Genomic DNA, 18336 nt, shown 5'->3' on the forward strand with positions numbered 1-18336 from the left:
ACAGTTTCGACGCATCGCTACGAGATATGAAAAAACCGCCCGAAACTACCGCTCCATGATCGCTCTCGCAGCAACCATCTTGTGGATCCGATAAATGTCCACACTTCCTAGCCCTGCGTGCGGTGGACGAGAAATTCCTTGACCTTTTTCGCAAGGTCTTCCGCGCCGAGGTCATGGAAATTTTGGTCGGTGCCGGGAACAACCGCCAGCGTCACGCTCTTGAGTTGCGAAAATTCGCTCTCAGCGGCCTTGATTTCCGGAAGCGCCGGGTCGCCGTCGCCGACCGCGACAAGAACCGGCAGCTTGATGCTCGGCAGAAGATTGGTCGTCTTGAATTTGGGGTTGGGGCTGTAATAGTTGGCGAAGGCGCTCGCCGTCACCGCCGGATTGGTGCAGATAAGGAAGCCCGGCACATTCACAAACTGGTTGCCGTTCTGGTTGGCGACAAGTTCCTCCGCCTGCCCGAGATATTGTCGGAGCGAGCCACGGAACATCGCGTTATATTTTGCTTCGGCGCTCTCCTCCGTCTGCATCAGCGGTGATATCAAGACGGCGCGCTTCACAGCCTTGTCGAGGCGGTTGATGGCGTAGAGCGCGACCTGATTGGCGCCCCGACCATGCCCGGCTACCGTGATGGAAGAGGCGCCCTTGTCCTTGAGCCACTTCACCCAGTCCGCAATTTCGTCGATTGCGTCCTCGTGGTGATGGGCCTGCTCCAGCGAGCAATTGAAGTTGCCCTTGCGGCTGTCGATTCCGAGCCCGAGCGTGATCGCCAGCGTATTGATGCCGTGGTCGCGCAGCGCATCCTGAAGCGTTGCGATAGGTTCCATGCGGTCGCTGCCGAGCGAATCATGAACGATCAGCACGGCGCCGTCGCTCTTCAGCGACTTGCCCGGCGCCAGTTCCAGATTGGCGGTGAGGTCGAGCCCGAGATGGTCGATCGTAACCCGCTCGGCGGCGCTGGGTGCCGCTCCCGCCGCGATCGCGAACGCCGCAAGAGCCGAAACGATGAGGCCGCGCATGAATCCCCTTCCCGATGGTACAAACCCGCGCCAATGGCTATCGGGCGTTATGGACCAAATCAGGGCCAAGACCGCGGCCAAATCGATGGCTCGGCCCTTGATTGTGCGGAAAAAGCGCAGTTCGCCCCGGAAACCTTATCGCCGGCGCGGCTTTTGTGTGGATTTTCCCTGCCTGGCCGGGCGGCCGGCGACGGAACCTCCCCCGCCGGACGGCGCCCCATCGGCTGCAACAGCGCGAGTTCCCGGCTTTTTTGATTCGGCGCCCGCCGATGGCGGGGCGGAGCGCTCGCGACGCCCCTTCGCCCAGATGTTGAACGCCTCGATCACGGCCGCGAAGCCCATGGCGAAGTAGATATAGCCGCGCGGGATGTGGACCTCGAAGCCGTCCGCGATGAGCGCCACGCCTATCAGGAAGAGAAAGGCGAGGCCGAGCATCTTGGTCGTCGGATGCCTCTTGATGAATTCTGCGACGGGGTTCGCCGCAAGAAACATCACGGCGATGGCGATGCAGACCGCAGCCACCATAACTTCGATATGCTGCGCGAGACCGACTGCCATGATGATGGAATCGAGCGAGAAGACCGCATCCATCAAAGCGATCTGCGCGATGACGGCCCCGTAACTCGCCTTGGCGGTCGTATCGCTCGCGTGTCCATCGCCTTCGACAGAGGCGTGAATTTCCTGCGTCGCCTTCACGAGCAGGAACAGGCCGCCGCCGATCATGATCATGTCGCGCCACGAAAATTCGCGTTCGACGACCGAAAACACGGGATAGGTGAGTTGGATGATCCAGGAAATTGCGAACAGCATCAGGATCCGCAGCACAAGCGCCAGGCCGAGGCCGATGGCGCGCGCCTGTCTTGCCTGCTCCGGCGGCAGGCGCTGCGTCAGGATCGACAACACTACGATGTTATCGATGCCGAGGACGATTTCGAGCGCCGTCAAGGTGACGAGGGATACCCAGACAGCCGGATCGAGTAGCAGTTCCACGGTTTTTATCCGCTCGGAGAGCGGTCCCTCAAATCAAGCGCCGGACTCTGTCGCCAACTTCGATGCGTCCGAAGGGGAACTGCTCCGCCTTCTTCCGCTGACGCCGACTGCGATCAGGTAAACCGCCGCAACCACGAAAACGATCCGTTCGCCAATGGTGCCCGGAAATCCGTGGAGCATCGCCGAGATCGCGGCAGCGCCCCATGCCAGCGCGACACCCAGCGTGAGAAGGCGCAACCGTCGCACGCGCACCGGATGAACCCAGCATAACGGGATGAATGTGAAGACCACGCAAACCGCGATGACGATTGCCGCGCTCGTCTGGTCGAGGCCGAGCACGAAGCAGTAGAGGACGACAGCATTCCAGATGGCCGGAAAACCGACGAAATAGCCCTCTGCCGTTTTGCTTTCCCTGTCGGAGAAGTGATAGAGCGAAGAGAGCATGATGAGCGCCGCCAGCGGCAGGCGCAGACCTTCGGGCGCTACCGGCGAGGTGACCACCATGTAGGCGGGCACGGTGACATAGGTCAGGTAATCGACGACGTGGTCGAGGTCTTCGCCCGAAAAGCGCGGCAGCGTCTTCTTGATGTCGAGCGCCCTCGCGAGCGGGCCGTCGATGCCGTCCACAACCAGCGCGACGCCGAGCCACGCGAACGCGACCTCCCACTGAGAGTCGCTTGCCGCCATCAGCGCCAGAAGGCCGAACACTGCCCCGCTCGCGGTGAGAAGGTGTACACCCGCGCAGGCCAAGATCTTAAGCGTCGAGACAAAGCGCGAGGTCATCGGATGCCGACGTATGTCAGAATTTATGCGTGAAGGTGCCCTTGATCTGCACGTCGTCGTTTTCGAGCGAGCGCTGATCGAATTGCAGGGGCGGCGCCGACAGATCCGCCGCAGAATCGCTACTCTTCGGGCCGTACAGCAGTTCCAGGCCGAAGTCGAGCTTGGGCAATGTGCCGACAACGCCGATGCCGGGGATGGTGAGTTCCGTACCGCCCGACTTCCCGACCTGATCGCCAGGAGCGTTGAATTCGGCCTGCGGGGCGGCGGGTTGCGCAAGCGGTGACGCGGGCACTTGCGTCACAGCCGGAGGTGTTACCGGCTCGGCTGTGAAGGCTTCCGCTGTCGTCGTCTGCTGGGCAAGCGACAAGGCGATACAACACGCCAGTGCCGCCTCCTTCAACTTTCCTTGCCTGCCCATGTTTCACTCTCCCGCTACAGACTTAAGATGATTGTGAACCTCTATGAATGCAAGTTCGTTGATTCATCCTTTAAGTACCTCTGTTTTCGAGGGTTTTGGATTTGTTGCTGTGGAAGCGTGGCGGAAAAGCACCAACCTTGCGCGAAGCTTGCCATAATTTCGGCTCATTAACCTAGCGCGAGGTGACGGTTTGATTGCAGAGCCATTCGAGATAGGACGCCGCCACGTCGCTGGGCTCAAAAACCAGGATGGCGGGGACCGAGTAGGGATGTTGCGCGGAAATTTCGCTCATCACCCGCACTTTCAGGCTCTTTCTGGTTTTAACGAGCATGACGGCTTCGTTTCCGTTTTCGACGGCGCCCTGCCATCGATAAATTGAAACCATTCCGGGAAGTATATTGATGCAGGCGGCGAGCTTCTTTTCCACCAGCTCTCCGCCTAATTTCTGAGCATCCTCTTCACTCGGAAGCGTGGTATAAATGATGATCATTGCGGCATCTTCGGTCATGGCTTCATCTCGGACGGGTTCACGAATGCGCATCGCATGGCGGCTGGTCGGCTTGCCGGACAACAGGGCCGGACTCTCATGGCCGAGGTAGCCCCCGCACCGAGCCGCGGCGCTGTCTTCGCGGATAAGGTGCGCCTCGGCTTCGTTGCAAGCCCCGCGCCGGAAGCACAGGCCGCCCTGAAGAAATTCGCGAAGCGTTACGGCGCGGTCGACCCGTCCTCGGCCAGCGTGATCGTGGCGCTCGGCGGCGACGGGCTCATGCTGGCCACGCTCCACCGCTTCATGGGCACAGAGGTGCCGATCTACGGCATGCATCGCGGCTCGGTCGGCTTCCTGATGAACGAGTTCATCGAGGACGACCTCCCCGAACGCGTGGCCAACGCCAAGCTGTCGATCATCCATCCCCTCAAGATGCAGGTCGAGAACATGGCGGGCGAGACGCTCAACGCGCTCGCCGTGAACGAAGTTCATCTCTTCCGTCAGACCGCGCAGAGCGCGCGGCTGTCGATCTCGGTCGACGGCAAGGAGCGGATCGGCGAACTCGTCGCCGATGGCGTGCTCGTGGCCACGCCCGCTGGCAGCACGGCGTACAATTTTTCGGCCGGTGGCCCCATCCTGCCGCTGAAGGCGAAGCTTCTCGCGCTCACCCCTATCAGCCCGTTCCGGCCGAGGCGGTGGCGCGGCGCGCTTCTTTCCAACAAGGCGCATGTGAAGATCACGGTGCAGGAAGCCGGGAAACGCCCGGTCAGCGCCGTGGCCGACCATGCCGAATTCAGGAGCATTCTCTCCGTTTCCATTCGTGAGGAGCGCGCCATCGGGCTGAAGCTCCTTTTCGATCCCGGCCACGCGCTTGAGGAGCGCATACTCGCCGAACAATTCCGCTTCTGACGCGCCCAATTCATTGCACTGAAAGCACGACGTAACCTTTGCCGGATAATGATGCGGGACGCGCGAAATGAGGTTTGCGATGCGGACAGGTCTTGCCGGTCTCCTTGGCCGCTTATGCATCGGCGGCTTGGTCCTGCTTCCGGCAGCAGGAGCCGCCGCCGAAGCGCGCGCGGTGATCGTCCTCGATGCGACGGCCCAGATGAACGCGCATCTCGGCGGCAGGAAAAAGATCGCAATCGCACGGGCGAGCATCAGCGGCGCACTCGCGAAACTCGGCCCGAAGGCCAGCGTGTCGCTCTGGACGTTCGGCGGCAATCCGCAGAAGAAGTGCGAGGATCGTGCCGACGTGCTGTCGGGCCAGAAGCGCGAAGCTTCACCGCCCGCGTTGACCAAGGCACTCGCCAGAATCCGGCCGAAAGCGAGCCGCGCTCCCGCGCTTTCGGCCGTCGAGGAAGCGGTGAAGGCGCAGGGCGGCGACGGGCCTGTTTCGGCCGTGCTTATCGCGGGCACCGGTGACGACTGCGCCGCGGATGTATGCGCGGCAGCTCGTGCGCTGCACGACGCTGCGCCGCAAGCGAAATTGACCGTGTTCGGCCTTGGCGCGAACGAGAAGGCTGCGGCCGCCTACACCTGCGCGGCCAACGCGATGGGCGGCACATTCACCGCGATCAAGGCGCCCGCCGATCTCGACAAGGCGCTGCGCCAGACCTTCGCCGATGCGCAGGCCGAGGCGGCCAAAGCCGCGCCCGCCGCTACGTCGCTTTCACCCGCCGAAGACAAGCCCGCAGCGCCGCCCGCACCTCTCCAACCGGAACCGAACGTCGTTCTTTCCGCAACGCTCGCGCCGGGCTTGCCGCCTCTCGACGCCGGAGTAACCTGGAAGATCCTGAAGATGACGCGGACGCCCACCGGGCAGATGCGCGCGGCCGAGGCGCCGCTTTGGGTCGGCGCCGGCGGCCAGGCGAAAGCGAAGCTGCCGGAGGGCCGCTACAAGGTCAACCTCGCCTATGGCCTCACCACGGCGGACGCCGAATTCGCAGTCGAGGGTTCCAGGGTGGAACGCACGATTGCGCTCGACGCGGGCACGATAGCCGCCGAGGCTCTCAAATCGCCGGGCGGCGAACCGGCGGCGGGCGCTTTCTTCACCCTGTATCGTCAGGGCGCAAATGGCGCTCGCGAAGAAATCGGCCGCTCAAGCATCGCGCCCGCGGTTTTTCAGGTCAACGGCGGCAACTACATTATCGCGGCCATGGCAGGGCTTGCGAAAGTTGAAGCGCCGGTCCGCGTCGAAGGCGGAAAAGTTTCCGTCGTCAGCATGACGTTGAACGTGGGCACGCTCGCGATCAAGGCGCTCGCCGCCCCGGCCGCGACGACACCGGTTTCCGCTTGGCATCGCCTTTTTGCCGATGACACAAGTCCTGTCGCAAAACCGGGCGCGCCGCTCCTTCGCCTGTCCGGCGCATCGCCGCGCATCGATCTTCCAGCGGGAACCTACCGCCTCGAAACCGTATACGGCACGATCCGCGACGTTCGGACCGTGAGCGTCGCGGCGGGGCGGACGACGGCTGAAAATATCGTGCTCGACGCAGGCGAAGCGAAAATCCTCATGCCGCCCGGCAAGCAGGAGGGCATCTGCGCCGTGTCCGAGGCTGGCGCGCGCGCCGACGCGGCCCCAATCCGCGCCGCTGGGGGGGAGCCTCGTTTCATTCTGAAGGCGGGCCGCTACGACCTCGAATGCCGCGCGAAGAACAAGCCTGATGCGCCCCGCCGCGCCGAGATCGTCGTCGTCGCCGGAGAAGTGAAGACGACGAATTTGGGAGAATAATCGCTTTCGCCTCAATTTCATCGAAGGCGGTTTCTAGCATCCGTCGCGAAGCAGACGCCAATCGGGGGACGGCCTGAGCATCCGATGACGATTTTTCGGAGAGAGACGATGCGCGCTGCAATGCAGGCGTGTCTTGCAAGCGCCTTTGCCGTTGCGCTCGCGGGCGTGCTGTGCGTCGGGCTTGGGTTCGCTACCGCCGATGCCGCGCCGAAATGGAGCAGTCCCAACGTCGTCGACGGCGAGGAAATCCCGACCGACACCAAAGCGGTCATTTCGCCGGACGCCGACACCGAGCAGCAGCATGCGCAGCCGGCACCGCCAGCCTTCGGGCCTCCGGCTCCGGTGACTTTCACCGCCTATCTGAGCGAAGGCAGTGCGCCCATGGTGGCCGACGTCGTCTGGCGCGTGTTCCAGCAGCGCAACGCCCGCGACGGCACCTACAAGCTCGTGACGAAAATCTACGAGGCCCGGCCGACGATCGAGCTGAAACCGGGCCGCTATCTCGTCAACGTCGCCTACGGCCGCGCGAACCTCACGCAAAAAATCGACGTCTGGCCGCAGACGCCCGTCAACAAGGATTTTGTCGTGAACGCGGGCGGCCTTCGGCTGATGGCCACGCTGGCCAATGGCCCCATCGTGGCGGAACATCTCCTGAAGCTCGAAATCTATTCCGACGCCCAGGATCAGACGGGCAACCGCCAGCGCCTGTTCGGCGATCTCCGGCCAGGCATCGTCATCCGCCTGAACTCGGGCATCTATCACATCGTCAGCACCTATGGCGACGCGAACTCGGTGGTGTCGACGGATATCGTGATCGAGCCCGGCAAGATCGCAGAGGCGAACGTCGATCACGACGCGGGCAAGGTGACGTTGAAGCTCGTTCAGCGCAGGGGCGGCGAAGCCGTCGCCGACACGCGTTGGACGATTTACAATGCCGGCGGCGAGGTGATCCGCGAAAGCGCGGGCGCCTTCCCGACGCATGTGCTCGCGGCGGGAGAATACCGGGTGGCGGCGCAGCATGGCGAGCGGCAGTTCGCCGGAGCCTTTGTCGTCGCGGCGGGCGATACGAAACTCGTCGAGGTTCTCATGCAGTAACGGCCGCGCGCGGAAATGCGCACTCCGATCAAGGCTGCTCGGAGCGGAACTGAGAGAGCACGAAGATGCAGAGGCAAACCACGCAAACGACATAAAGCGCGATGGTCGCCGTCCAGGCGAGCGAGTGGTCGCCGGTTTGTTCCACCGCACGCGGCACGGCGGCAAGTGTATCGTCGAGCCCGATGGTGGAGGCGACCGCCATATAATGCGTCGAGGTCAGGGCTATACCGAGCGTCAGCGCTCCCGCGCATGTCAGCAGGAGCCCCCGCAGCCTGATCCGCATCAAGAGCCACAGCACGACAACGCCCGCCTGGATCGAAATCGCCACGCCCACGACCGTCAGGAACCACGACAGCCGCAGTTCCCGCCCGGCCACGGCTACGAGGCCCGAATAGTTCGTCGCCACGAGCGTCAATCCGAGAAGCGTCGCGGCGAGCGGAAGGCGTTTGGCCGCCCCGTCCGGCCGCAGGCCGACAAGGAGCAGCGCGGCTGTCGTTCCAGCGAACGCCACAAGCGCCGAGAGCGCGACGAACTCCTGATTGTGCCCGAGATTGACCGGCGATTCGAGCGCGAGAAGGCCCACGAAATGCGTCGTCCAGATTGCGCCGCCGAGCACCACGCCGGCCATGAGAAGCCGGGCTTGTCGCTCGCCGCCCCGGAGCCTGTCCAGATTCGACATCAGGATGGACACCGTCAGGGCGCCAAGAAGCGATATCGTAGCCGACAGGATCACCAGTTGTGTCTCGTGTGGAACGGCCATGCGGCGCTTCCCGATGGAGTGTCAGCGGCGATGACGTCGCGACATGCCCTGACCTTAGCGCTTCCGGGTTTTGCCAAGCTTGAGAGTTCGGAGCTACATGGCTGCCCGCGACGGCGCGCATGGCTGGCTGCAAATGGCAGCGACCGGTCCTTCAGGGAAGCTGCGGCGGCGAGAGCACGCCGCGCTTCTTCTCGCGCATCAGCGTCAGCATCCCGGACCCGACGATGAGCAAAATCCCCGCCGCCATCGGCGCATCGACATCGTCGCCGAAGAACAGGTAACCGAACAGCACCGCCCATATCATCTGGCTGTATTGCGTCGTCCCGACGAGCGAAGCGGGCGCATCGGCGGTGGCGTGGATGAGCAGCACACTCGCAACCGCGGCCAGCAGTCCGTAGGACGCAAGCAGCGCCCACTCGATTTGCGTCGGCATCTGAAAGGTCGGGATCGATGCGAGACCGCAAAGGACGATGGTGCCGAGCACACCCGCGCCGAATAGCGATGCGTTCTTTTCCTTCGGCCCGATGGCGCGCAGGATAACGATGGAACTCGCCGCCGTCAGCGCGCAGACGAGCGCGCCGAGATGGCCGATAGTCAGTTCCCGAAACCCCGGCCGAAGCACGATCAGCACGCCGACGAACCCGACCAGCACGGCCGACCAGCGCCTCACGCCGACATCCTCTTTCAGGAAAACCACCGAAAGGATCGTGGCGAGGGATGGCATGAGAAAAATGAGCACGAAAGCTTCGGCCATCGAAAGATGCGTGAATGCGACGACGGCGCCGACCGAGCCCGCCGCCGAAGCGACGAATCGGAGCATCCACAGCGGGCGGTTGGTCGTGTGAAACATGTCGCGCAGACCCTCGCCCCGGCCGAGCACGAGCGGCACGGCGGCAAGCCCCAGAAGCGCGCCGAAAAACGCCGATTCATAAGGCGGGATCGCGCCCGCGATGGCCTTCACCGAGGCGTCGCTCACGGCATAGGCGAAGAACGCGAGAAAGGCGATGAGGACGCCTCTGAGGTGCTGATCGGAGGACAATGACATGCTGCGCGGTCCGGGTGCGGGCGATGCAACGCTGGATAGCGCCTGTATATGGCAGGCTGGCGACAGCGCGGCCGGAAAGAGGCGGAGGGCGGCATTCGCGGCGAGGTTCGCTCGCCTCAATCCCAGGGGTTGAGAAGCGGCACCTCGGTCGCGACGAAATCCTTCACATTTCGCGTGACGACGATAAGGCCGTGCACGAGCCCCGTCGCCGCGATCAGCGTATCGACCACCGGCGCGCGGCCTTCCTTGCTGAGTGCGCCCCAGAGGCGGGCGACTTCAGCGGTCACGTCGAGGATGCGGTCGGAGAAATCCGTCTCGATGCGGTCGGCCCAGCGCCCGATCTGATCGGCGGCGACCGCGTCGGTGAGGCGCTTTTTCTCGACGCCCTTTTTCATCTCGCCGATGGTCAGGACGCTGAGATAGAGCTTCGTCCCGTCGACGCCTTCGAGGAAGCGGATCACGCCCGCGTTTGGGCGCAGCTTCCGCGTTTCCGACAAAACACAGGTGTCGAGGAGATAGCCGGTCATGGTGCGCTTTCGGGTGAGGCGGATATGGAGACGCGCGCTTGGTGGCCGCGCAGCTCAAGCCGCAAGATCGGCAAGGATTGCGGCAAATCGCGGAGCGACGCCGACGGCGTGAGAGCGGACTGTCCTAAAATTCGAAATCGCGGCCGGTGTCGCGGCTGCGCGGCGCGTCGAATTCGCCCACCTTCGGGCCGCCGAGCAGATGCGCCTTGAAGCCGCCGGAACCAGCCGCCAAACGCCGATAATCTTCCATCGACAGCACCACGGCGCGCTCGGCCCCATGCCGCGTGATGATCTGCGGGCCTTCGCCCTGCGCGCGCTCAATCACCTCGCTCAAATGCGCCTTCGCGTCCTGAACCTGCCAATGTGTCATGCTCGCACCTCCTGACCAGAATATAGGATATTCTGACCAGAAATGGAAGGCCGTCAGGTCTTCAGCCTGTAGCCTGTCCTGAACACCCAGTAGACGGCGAGGACGCACAGCGAGAGGAAACCCGCCGTCATGGCGAGGCTCACGCCGGGGCTGACGTCGGCAACGTTGAAGAACGACCAGCGGAAGCCGCTGATGAGATAGACGATCGGGTTGAACAGCGTCACCGTCTGCCACGCAGGCGGCAGCACATGGATCGAATAGAAAGCGCCGCCGAGGAACGTCAGCGGCGTGATGACGAGCAGCGGGATGACCTGAAGCTTCTCGAAATTGTCCGCCCATATGCCGATCAGGAAGCCGAACAGGCTGAAGGTGATCGCGGTCAGCACAAGGAAGCCGATCATCGCCACCGGATGCGCGATGTCGAGCGGCACGAACAGACCGGCGGTGGCGAGTACGATCAGGCCGAGAATGATCGATTTCGTCGCCGCCGCGCCGACGCAGCCGAGCGCGATTTCGAGGCCCGATATCGGCGCGGACAGGATTTCGTAGATCGTGCCGAGAAAGCGCGGGAAGTAAATGCCGAAGGATGCGTTCGCCACGGAGTTCGTGAGGATCGTCAGCATGATGAGGCCCGGCACGATGAACGCGCCGTAGCTCACGCCCTGCATGTCGGTGATGCGGCCGCCGATGGCCGAGCCGAACACGACGAAGTAAAGCACCGTCGAGATGACGGGCGAGACCACGCTTTGCAGCAGCGTGCGGCGCATGCGCGCCATCTCGAACTTGTAGATTGCGTAGACGCCGCGCCAGTTCATTTGCCGCTCACAAGCCCCACGAAAATGTCTTCGAGCGAGCTTTGCTTGGTGTTCAGATCCTTGAAGCGGATGCCCGCCGCCGAAAGCTCGTTCAGAAGCGCCGTAATGCCGGTGTGCTCGCCCTTGGTGTCGTAGGTATAGACGAGTTGTTGGCCGTCTCCCGCAAGCACGAGATTGCGCCGGGCGAGTTCCGGCGGAAGCGCCGCGAGCGGCTGGGCGAGGTCGAGGATGAGCTGTTTCTGTCCGAGCTTGCGAATCAGTTCGGCCTTCTCCTCGACGAGGACGATTTCGCCCTTGTTGATGACACCGATGCGGTCGGCCATCTCCTCGGCTTCCTCGATATAATGCGTGGTGAGGATGATGGTGACGCCAACGTCGCGCAGCTTGCGGATCAGTTCCCACATGCTGCGGCGCAGTTCGACGTCGACGCCCGCCGTCGGTTCGTCGAGGAACAGGATTTGCGGCTCGTGCGCGAGCGCTTTCGCGATCATCACGCGGCGCTTCATACCGCCCGAAAGCGTCATGATCTTGCTGTGGCGACGCTCGTAAAGCGAGAGATCCTTCAGCACCTGTTCGATGAAGGCGGGGTTCGGCGACTTGCCGAAAAGGCCGCGGCTGAACGAAACCGTCGCCCACACCGTCTCGAACGTGTCGGTCGCGAGTTCCTGCGGCACAAGCCCGATCAGCGAGCGCGCCGCGCGATATTCCGTGACGTTATCGTGGCCGCCGACGGTTACCGTGCCGCCGCTCGCGTTCACGATGCCGCAGATGATGCCGATCAGCGTCGTCTTGCCCGCGCCGTTCGGCCCGAGCAGCGCGAATATCTCGCCCGGCGCGATGTCGAGGCTCACGCCCTTGAGCGCGACGAGGCCGGAGGCGTAGGTCTTGCTGACGTTCGAGACGGCGATGATGGGCGGCATTGGGATCTTGGCAGGAGGGAAACGCGGGCCGGTTTCTTTATCGAGGGCTTTACAAAGCAGAATTCGGCCGCCCTGTCACCTTTTGCGGTTGCGCCGCACGCGGCGCGGCTACTTCATGATGAGGCCGAGCTTCACGAGCCGCGCGCGGATGCCGCCTTCCTGACGGCCGACAGCGGCGGCGATGGCCTTCACGCTCTCGCCGCGCTTGTAGCGGTTTGACACGTCGGCCTCTTCCTCCTCGCTCCATTTTTTGTAGGCGTTCGCGATGCGGCCGTTCTCCCCGTCTGCGGCGACCGCGGGCCGTGCGGTAGGCGACGGCGCGGCTGAACCGGTCGGCTGTCCTTTCATCTCGCGCAGGTTGGAAACGCGCAGCGCCTCGATCTGGTCCGCCCCATGCGCGGCGAGCCTGTCGACCTCGCCCTCCGACGCCTCGCGGAAATCGGCGTCCTTCGCCAGCGCTTCGGGATGCACCCGCAGCGCGCGTTCGTTCCAGCCGAGCAGATGCAGCCCGCCGAGCGAGCGAACTCGCGACAGCGCGACATAGCCCTGCCCGTATTCGAACGCATTCGACAGATCCATCAGCGCCGCGTCGAGCGACATGCCCTGACTTTTATGCACGGTGATCGCCCAGGCAAGGCGCAGCGGCACCTGCTCGATGCCCGCCTTCACGGCGTCGTCCTCCTGCACCTTCCATTCGGCGGGCTTCGCCGTGACCGTGAATCCGCTCTTCGTTTCGACCACCGGCCAGCCGCCGTCGCGGTCGAAGTTGCAGACGACGCCGAGCGTCCCGTTCACGAAGCGGCCTTCGGGGTCGTTCTTGGTGAACATCACCACCGCGCCGAGCTTCAGCGCCAGTTCTTCGGGCGAAAGGCAGCCGCGCTTCAGCCCCTCGGACAGCACCTTGTCGCCCATCGTGCTCATGAGGAAGACTTTCGGCTCGCCCGGCAGCTTCATGAGTTCGGCGTAGTTGATGCGGTCCACGTCCATGTTGTGCGTGTAAAGCCGCGTAATACCGTGCGGAAGCGTTTCGCGCTGGGGCTTGCGGCTGCCGAGGATGTCGAGGTGCTCGCGGCGGCAGGCGTTCGAACGGATCGCGCCGAGAAGCTCCGAAAATTCGCGGTCGGTCTGGCGGTGCTGTTCGGTGAGATAGCAGATGGCGGGGTCCAGGTCGCGCCACGCGCGGCTCGCATAGGCGAACGGCGACGCGTCCGCCTCATCCTGGCTTTCCGTCTCGGCGCCGGGATGCTCGTCGCGGCGCACCACGGGCGGAAGCTGGAAGAAGTCGCCGACGAACACCGTCTGGATGCCGCCGAATGGCGCGGCCGATTTGCGCACATACTGGCAAACCTGACTGACGGCGGTGAGCGTCTGCCCGGACAGCATCGACACCTCGTCGATGATCAGCACGCGCGCCTTCTTGATGCGGTCGGTCACGCGGCGGTTGCGCGCGATGAAATCGAGGTCGGAGCGCGACAGGGTCGAGCGCGTGCCGATACCGCTCCACGCATGCACGGTCATGCCGCCGAGCTGGGCCGCCGCGATGCCGGTCGAGGCGGTGACGCTGACGGCGATGCCCTCGCGGCGCAGATAGCCGAAGAAGCGCGAGGCGACGTAGCTCTTGCCGCTGCCCGGCTCGCCGGTGAGGAAGGCGCTCGCCCCCGATTTGAGGATTTGAAGTGCTTCGTCCTGTCTCATGCCTGCTCGCCACCCCTGTGAGGTGCAAACATAGCGGATGGCGAAAGGGCGCAACAAGCTGCGATTGAGCGCTGTCCCCTTCCTTCAGTCGCGAGCTGTGGAACAGGCGGCGTCGCCCGGTTACTGAATCTGTCCGGTCGCAAGCCAGCTATTGGCCATGTAGGCGCCGCCGGTCTGACCGTTGCCCGCGCTGGTGGCGACAAATGCGCCGCCCATCTGAGTGGCGCCGCGAGCGCCGGACGTCTCGGAGCGCGTCTTGCCGGTGAGTTGCTCATTCGCCTGCTGAAGTTCGACCCATTCGGTCCGCATCACGTCCACACTGCCGGCCCTGATTTCGGCGCGCGCCGCAGCCGTCCAGCGGGCGTTGGACGATGTAGGCTTTTCAGGCCTCGCGCGGAAAGCGTCGGCGTTCGCCACCATTTCGGGATTGGGCTGGTAGTTGGTGTTGGAGACGACGTGGACGAACTTGTAGCCGTCCTTCCTGAGAGCGGTGATGATCCCGTCCAGCGCCTCGGCCGTCGGCTTCTTGATGTCGTGGAAGAGAAGGATGCCCTTGCCTGCCCCGCGAACGCGCGCCAGAACGTCCTTCGTCACCTTGGCGGCATTCGCGCCTGGATCGGTATCGCCCGATATCACGTCGACCGACCATGTGCTGATGTTGCGGCTGGCGAGATAGGCGACAGCCTCGGGCGAATCGCGAAGGCCGGGAAAACGGAAGAAAGGTGCCACGGGCTTGCCGAGTGCATGGCTAACCGCCGCGAAGCCCTTCTCGATCTCCGCGATGGCGTCTTGCGGCGCCATGCGGTCCATGCCGAACGGGTGCGAAAAGGTGTGCGCGCCGACGGTGTGGCCACGGCGGTCGTATTCGCGGAGAAGTTTCGGGTCGGCAAGGGCCATTCGGCCGACCGAGAAGAACGTGGCTTTCACGCAGTGCTTGTCGAGCGTGTTGAGCACCGACCGCGTGTTCGTGCCGAGCGGGCCGTCGTCGAAGGTCAGCACCACCTCGCGATCACGGAGGTTGAGCGTGCGCGCATAGGCGCGGTTCGACGGTGCGTTCAGCGCCGTGCCGTAGAGCGCGCCTTGCGTCGAATCGGCTGCGATGATGCGCGACATGGCAGACGTTTTGGGATCGTACGCGCAGTCATTATCGCTTGCGAGCGCGCCCGAAAAGACGCCCCCCGCCAAAATCAGACTTAGTACGAACCGCATCTCGATACCCACCGTCCCGCTAGACACCAAAAACTATAGATCGGAACCGCATGCTGACGAAGTGTAAAGGCCGCGATGCCGCCCGTTTTTCCCGCGCTGTTGATTCAGGGAGACAGCCCCTGCCGGTCATGATGCAGGCGTCAGCTTCCGTGTAAGAGTTTCGAATTCCCGCCTTAAATTTTCATTGCGAAATATCTGGTCGAAGCCCGGAGCGTCAAGTCTTTGCAAAGACTCGAAGGATGTTTTTGCTTCGTCCATTAGCGCTTTCAACTGAAAGCTGGCTTCAACGGTTTCGTAGGTATTGTCGGCGACACGCAGATCGAACAAGGTCTTTTCGCGCGTTTGCCACAGAAGACCGCGCTGCGCGACGAGATAGTCGCGGTAGAAGCCCGACACCTTGCGCGAAAGCTCCTGCGCCTTTGCGTTCGCTTCGAGCGTGCGGCGCTGGTCGTCGCGCGTGGCCGACTGCATCAGATCGCGCGTCTTGGCCCCCGTCCTCGCGATGTCGGCGATGATGCCGTCGAGCCGCGCCATGTAGATCTTGTCGATCTTTTCGAGCAACAACTCCTGAGCCTGCACGAGAAGCGCGAACAGCGCCGCATGCATCGCGAAATAACGCCGCGCCGCTTTCAGATCGTCGTTCGATTGCACGACAAGCTCCGCAAGCCTTCGGTCGGCGATCTTCGCCACCTCATACGCAGTCATCAGCTTCAGAAGGTCGCCGCCGAGCACGCTGTCGAGCAAGAGGTCGAGCTGATCCTGACTGAGCGGAACGCCCGCCGCATCGAGGGCCTTCCCGATGTCCTGCTTGGCGCGGAGGATGTGCGCCTCGCGCTCCTTGATGTCTTCCTGAAGCGCGGCGATGGTCTTGTCGATCGTGTCCTTCGTATCGGTGAGGATGCCCGGCAAGATACCGCCCTGCGGCGCGTCGAGCCTCCGTTCGCGCAAGGTGGCGATGCGGTCGCGATTCGCGACAATCCTCTCGCGCTGGCGGGCGATGTCGTCCTGAAGCTTCAGGACGGGCGCGTCGGTGACGACGGAAAGCGCGCCGTCGAGCAGAGCGCGGACGGTTTTCTCACGGTCCTGCCGCGTTTCGGTGAAGACCGGTTCGAACAGGAACTTCTCCCGGTTCGGAAGCGTCTTCGCCGCCTCGCGTTCGGCCGCCGCGCGCTTCAGGATGCGGTCGATGGCCGAAAGCAGCGCATCGGACTGAAGCCCGCGCGTGTCGGGTTCGGCAGTCTGCGCGATGGCAGCTGTCGCAGCTTCGGGCCGTTCCTCGGCGGCGCGCGACACGGCCAGCCCCAGCGGCGCGGCGAGGATGACGAGCGCCATGGCGGCGCGAGCGGCAACGGTTCGGCGTGACATGGCGGGCAACATGGCGCAAGTCCGGTCTCAAGGCAGTCTCCGGCGTTAATATGGCGTCGCTGTCCGCGGTTCCAACGGCACCGCGCGAGCGAAATACCGGGCGCGCCATCCACGGTTGCGAGCCGCAAAAGCAGGCGCGTCGCGCCGACGACATGCCATTTCAAGGCCTCATTTTGCTTGCGGGATCGGCGATGGACATTTAACCAGATCGACCTTATCCGGCGTCGCCTCGCGGGACGCGGACCAAAGGGCAGGGGCAGTGTGTGATATGATTTCGAACCATGTCGCAGATTTCGACCGCGTATCAGGCATCGACGAGAGCGCCCTCAAGGATCAGAAGGAAAAGGTGCGCCGCTTCCGCAAGCGCTTGCAGGCGCGCGAGGCGTTCATCCTCCCCGAGGTGTGGGACGTCATCTCCGCGCGGGTGATCGGCGACGCAGGCTTCGACATTGTCGGCATCTCGCCCGTTTCCGTGGCATGGTCGCGCGGGCTCCTGCCGAGCGACCGCGTGCCGCTCGACGTGCTCGTCGAAACCGCGGCGAGCGTGGCGACAAACTTCTCGGTCCCCGTGAACGCGGACCTCGAAGGCGTCATCGGCAGGTCCATGGAGGAGATCGGCCAGGCCGTCGGCGCCGTTGTTTCCGCCGGCTGCGTGGGCGTGACCATCGGCGACGGCGGACGCGGCGGCCAGCACGGCATGGCTTCGATGCGCGACATGACGGCGGCCATCAAGGCCGCGAAGGCCGCCGCGCTCGAAACCCGCGTTCCCGCCGTGGTGACAGCGCGCACGGAAGCGTTCCTGCTGGAGCCGCCGCCCTGTTCGCCGTTCGAAACCGCCGTCGAGCGCGCGGAAGCCTATTTCGCGGCGGGCGCGGACTGCATCTCCGTGCCCGGCGTTCAGCATATCCAGATCGTGGAGCGGCTTTCCGCGCATGTGGACGGCCCGCTTCAGATCACCGTCGCGCTCACCCCCGCGCCCGACCTCAAGGCGCTGAGTAGAGCAGGGGCGTCGTCCGTCGCGCTCGGCACCGCGCTGATGCGCTCGCTGCTGGGCAATCTGCGCCTCAAGGCCGAGGAAATCTTCGCCTTCGGCCAGTTCGACAACCTCGACAAGGCCATCCCCGCCGACTCGCTGAACGATCTGTTGCGATAACGAGCGCGCGCAGCGGCAGCTTTGCGTTCGATCTTGCGCGAAAAGCGCGTCCGCATTATCTTCCCCGTCGGTCGGCAGTTCACCGAGGCGTCGCTATTCCCGCCGGGAAGCTAAACCTGCCCTCATTATCTTTCGACAGTCACCCTCGGTGCCAGTCGTCAAGAGCGACCCGCGACCCGTTCCTCCAAGCGGTTTGGCGCCATGAGGATGAGCCATGACCAGAACCGTTTTTCCCTACGCCGCAAACGATATTGCCGCGCTCGCCCGCTCGATAGGCCGCGAGCTTGAGTCCGATTCCGAAAAGCCAGGCCACGTGCAGTTGCTCAACATGCTTGCGCGCGGAGCGGGCTTTCGCAACTTCCAGCATTTCCGCGCGCAACAGGAGGCGGAAGCGAAACTCGAACGCGGGCCCGCCGCGCCGGAGCCCGTGGATTTCGTGCGCGTCGAGCGCGTAGCCCGTTATTTCGATGCTGCCGGGCGCTTCGCTCGCTGGCCTTCCAAGGCGAGCCACCGCGACCTTTGCCTCTGGGTGATGTGGTCGCGCGTGCCCGCCGCGCAGGTCATGAACGAGCGCGCGGTGAATGCCCTTCTCAACGCCAATCATCTGTTCGGCGATCACGCGCTGCTCAGACGGGAGATGGTCGACACCGGTCTTCTGACACGCACGTCGGACTGCCGCGAATACCGGCGCGTGGAGAAAAGGCCCCCGGCGGACGCGGTCGCGCTGATCCGTCATCTGGGCACGCGTCTCCAGGCTGACGCGCCGGTCGGCGAGCCGATCCCCCGATGAGAAATATCGAGTGGGTGGAGGCGTAGCCGTTCCATCAACTCGGCGCTTCCTCATAGGACAGGAACAGGATCAACCCGGCGGCTGGCCCATCCGAAAGCTTGGTGTACGCGTGATGGGTCCGGCTGCCGCCGAAAACCGTCCAGTCCCAGGAGCTTTCG

General features: G+C 63.8%; 19 protein-coding genes and 1 pseudogene. 6 read left to right on the forward strand and 14 right to left on the reverse strand.

Going from position 1 to position 18336, the window contains the following annotated elements:
* Nucleotides 1-94: pseudogene (locus tag KKP04_RS08160) on the forward strand (IS5/IS1182 family transposase); the annotation flags it as partial.
* A 13-nt stretch (nt 95-107) separates the two neighbouring features.
* On the opposite strand, the gene KKP04_RS08165 reads toward KKP04_RS08160, so the two are convergent.
* From KKP04_RS08165 to cutA, 5 genes are all read right to left on the reverse strand, one after another.
* Nucleotides 108-1022 carry an alpha/beta hydrolase gene (locus KKP04_RS08165; protein WP_215029102.1) on the reverse strand — a complete coding sequence of 305 codons (915 nt, stop codon included), beginning with the start codon at nt 1020-1022 and terminating at the stop codon, nt 108-110.
* A gap of 135 nt (nt 1023-1157) precedes the next feature.
* Complete coding sequence (locus KKP04_RS08170; protein ID WP_215029104.1) at nt 1158-2012, reverse strand: TerC family protein; 855 nt, start codon at nt 2010-2012, stop codon at nt 1158-1160.
* 33 nt (nt 2013-2045) lie between these two features.
* A complete protein-coding gene (locus KKP04_RS08175; protein ID WP_215029107.1) occupies nt 2046-2795 on the reverse strand; it encodes a phosphatidylcholine/phosphatidylserine synthase in 750 nt (249 codons plus the stop codon).
* Between the two features lie 16 nt (nt 2796-2811).
* Nucleotides 2812-3213 (reverse strand): hypothetical protein, encoded by a 402-nt coding sequence (locus KKP04_RS08180; protein WP_215029581.1) that lies wholly within the window; start codon nt 3211-3213, stop codon nt 2812-2814.
* A 172-nt stretch (nt 3214-3385) separates the two neighbouring features.
* The gene (gene cutA, locus KKP04_RS08185) at nt 3386-3784 is read right to left on the reverse strand and encodes a divalent-cation tolerance protein CutA (RefSeq protein ID WP_251133983.1); all 399 of its coding nucleotides are present in this window, start codon (nt 3782-3784) and stop codon (nt 3386-3388) included.
* Nucleotides 3785-3799: 15 nt separating this feature from the next.
* Here cutA and KKP04_RS08190 point away from each other — a divergent pair, with 15 nt between their 5' ends.
* From KKP04_RS08190 to KKP04_RS08200, 3 genes are all read left to right on the forward strand, one after another.
* A complete protein-coding gene (locus KKP04_RS08190) occupies nt 3800-4609 on the forward strand; it encodes an NAD kinase (RefSeq protein ID WP_215029110.1) in 810 nt (269 codons plus the stop codon).
* A gap of 79 nt (nt 4610-4688) precedes the next feature.
* Nucleotides 4689-6434, forward strand: coding sequence for a vWA domain-containing protein (locus KKP04_RS08195; protein WP_215029113.1), 1746 nt, complete (start codon nt 4689-4691; stop codon nt 6432-6434).
* Nucleotides 6435-6542: 108 nt separating this feature from the next.
* Complete coding sequence (locus tag KKP04_RS08200) at nt 6543-7529, forward strand: hypothetical protein (protein ID WP_215029116.1); 987 nt, start codon at nt 6543-6545, stop codon at nt 7527-7529.
* A gap of 28 nt (nt 7530-7557) precedes the next feature.
* Here KKP04_RS08200 and KKP04_RS08205 read toward each other — a convergent pair whose 3' ends face one another.
* From KKP04_RS08205 to KKP04_RS08245, 9 genes are all read right to left on the reverse strand, one after another.
* Nucleotides 7558-8289: an MHYT domain-containing protein gene (locus KKP04_RS08205; protein WP_215029118.1), complete on the reverse strand. Its 732-nt coding sequence runs from the start codon at nt 8287-8289 to the stop codon at nt 7558-7560.
* 151 nt (nt 8290-8440) lie between these two features.
* Nucleotides 8441-9334: a DMT family transporter gene (locus KKP04_RS08210; protein WP_215029121.1), complete on the reverse strand. Its 894-nt coding sequence runs from the start codon at nt 9332-9334 to the stop codon at nt 8441-8443.
* 116 nt (nt 9335-9450) lie between these two features.
* A complete protein-coding gene (locus KKP04_RS08215; protein WP_215029124.1) occupies nt 9451-9861 on the reverse strand; it encodes a type II toxin-antitoxin system VapC family toxin in 411 nt (136 codons plus the stop codon).
* Between the two features lie 124 nt (nt 9862-9985).
* Nucleotides 9986-10231: a type II toxin-antitoxin system Phd/YefM family antitoxin gene (locus tag KKP04_RS08220; RefSeq protein ID WP_215029127.1), complete on the reverse strand. Its 246-nt coding sequence runs from the start codon at nt 10229-10231 to the stop codon at nt 9986-9988.
* 53 nt (nt 10232-10284) lie between these two features.
* Entirely contained in the window at nt 10285-11046 is a 762-nt protein-coding gene (locus KKP04_RS08225; RefSeq protein WP_215029130.1) for an ABC transporter permease, read from the reverse strand.
* Nucleotides 11043-11966 (reverse strand): ABC transporter ATP-binding protein, encoded by a 924-nt coding sequence (locus tag KKP04_RS08230; RefSeq protein WP_215029133.1) that lies wholly within the window; start codon nt 11964-11966, stop codon nt 11043-11045. The genes KKP04_RS08225 and KKP04_RS08230 overlap by 4 nt, the downstream gene beginning before the upstream one ends.
* A 108-nt stretch (nt 11967-12074) precedes the next feature.
* The gene (locus KKP04_RS08235; protein ID WP_215029135.1) at nt 12075-13661 is read right to left on the reverse strand and encodes an ATP-dependent RecD-like DNA helicase; all 1587 of its coding nucleotides are present in this window, start codon (nt 13659-13661) and stop codon (nt 12075-12077) included.
* 120 nt (nt 13662-13781) lie between these two features.
* A complete protein-coding gene (locus KKP04_RS08240) occupies nt 13782-14774 on the reverse strand; it encodes a polysaccharide deacetylase family protein (protein ID WP_215029138.1) in 993 nt (330 codons plus the stop codon).
* 222 nt (nt 14775-14996) lie between these two features.
* On the reverse strand, nt 14997-16235 hold the full coding sequence (locus KKP04_RS08245) for a hypothetical protein (protein ID WP_215029142.1): 1239 nt from the start codon (nt 16233-16235) through the stop codon (nt 14997-14999).
* A gap of 268 nt (nt 16236-16503) precedes the next feature.
* Between KKP04_RS08245 and KKP04_RS08250 the strand changes: the two genes are divergently transcribed.
* Both KKP04_RS08250 and KKP04_RS08255 read left to right on the forward strand, forming a co-directional pair.
* Nucleotides 16504-17388: an isocitrate lyase/phosphoenolpyruvate mutase family protein gene (locus KKP04_RS08250; protein WP_215029146.1), complete on the forward strand. Its 885-nt coding sequence runs from the start codon at nt 16504-16506 to the stop codon at nt 17386-17388.
* Between the two features lie 214 nt (nt 17389-17602).
* Entirely contained in the window at nt 17603-18178 is a 576-nt protein-coding gene (locus tag KKP04_RS08255; protein WP_215029149.1) for a DUF2087 domain-containing protein, read from the forward strand.
* The last annotated feature ends 158 nt before the right edge of the window (nt 18179-18336 follow it).

Source organism: Rhodomicrobium sp. Az07 (genome assembly GCF_018619475.1).
In the GTDB taxonomy this organism is placed as follows: Bacteria; Pseudomonadota; Alphaproteobacteria; order Rhizobiales; family Rhodomicrobiaceae; genus Rhodomicrobium.